Origin of the sequence: Nocardioides sp. (genome assembly GCF_004803405.1) — a bacterium.
GTDB classification, from domain to species: domain Bacteria; phylum Actinomycetota; class Actinomycetes; order Propionibacteriales; family Nocardioidaceae; genus Nocardioides; species Nocardioides vastitatis.
In genome coordinates this window covers 1-778 of record NZ_SSXI01000106.1, presented here as the reverse complement: position 1 = coordinate 778, position 778 = coordinate 1, and the positions used below count along the sequence as shown (strand labels likewise).

Annotated in this window: 1 protein-coding gene; it reads right to left on the bottom strand. The window is 72.9% G+C overall.

Annotated features, from left to right (window positions below):
• Positions 1-166: 166 nt before the first annotated feature.
• Complete coding sequence (locus E7Z54_RS07855) at positions 167-772, bottom strand: DNA-3-methyladenine glycosylase (protein ID WP_136432589.1); 606 nt, start codon at positions 770-772, stop codon at positions 167-169.
• Positions 773-778 lie beyond the last annotated feature (6 nt).

Genomic DNA, 778 nt, shown 5'->3' with positions numbered 1-778 from the left:
TCCCTCGTCAACTCGGCGTGACCGCCGGGCCTTGAGGGCTGGTGACCCTGGTGTCGCGCACACGTCAAACCCCCTGTTTGCCTGTCGGCCGAGGGAGTCTTGCCGCGTGCTGCTGCGACGTGGAGAACATTACCAACACGTGTCCCCCGGGTTGCAAATCGGGGGGTCACCTCGGTGCTGGAGGCCCCTCCGCACGGGGATGACGGCGGTACGGAGACACCGTCGGCTCCCCCGGTAGCCAGTACCGCCAGTGCCGGTCGCTGGCCAGTCGCAGGCCGGTCCTGGGCCCGGTGACGAACCTGGTCGGCAGCTCGCCGGGCGCGGGCAGCTCCAGCCGGATCACGCCGGTCTCGAGATCGGTGCCGTCGTGGCCGAGCACCAGTCCGAGTGCCCGGCCGAGGCGGCCCGGGCCGCGGGCCAGGTCGCGGTCGGTCACGCCGGCGCGGCGCTCACGTGCGACCTCCACGCCGTCGACCACCTCGCCGGCTCGCATGAGCACCGCGCCTGGGCCGTGCTCCTCGCCCACGGTGACGTTCGCGCAGATGTGGATGCCGTGGCTCAGGTAGCAGTAGAGCCGGCCGGCGGGACCGAACATCGTCGCATTGCGGACGCCGCGGCCCCGATGGGCGTGGGACCCGGGGTCACCCGTGCCGGCGTACGCCTCGACCTCGGTGAGCCGGATCGCGACGTCGCCGTGGCGCACGACCGCGCCGAGCAGCCGGGGAGCGATCTCCTCCGGCGGACCCGAGAGCTGGTCAGCGAGCCTGGGCATCGGCCT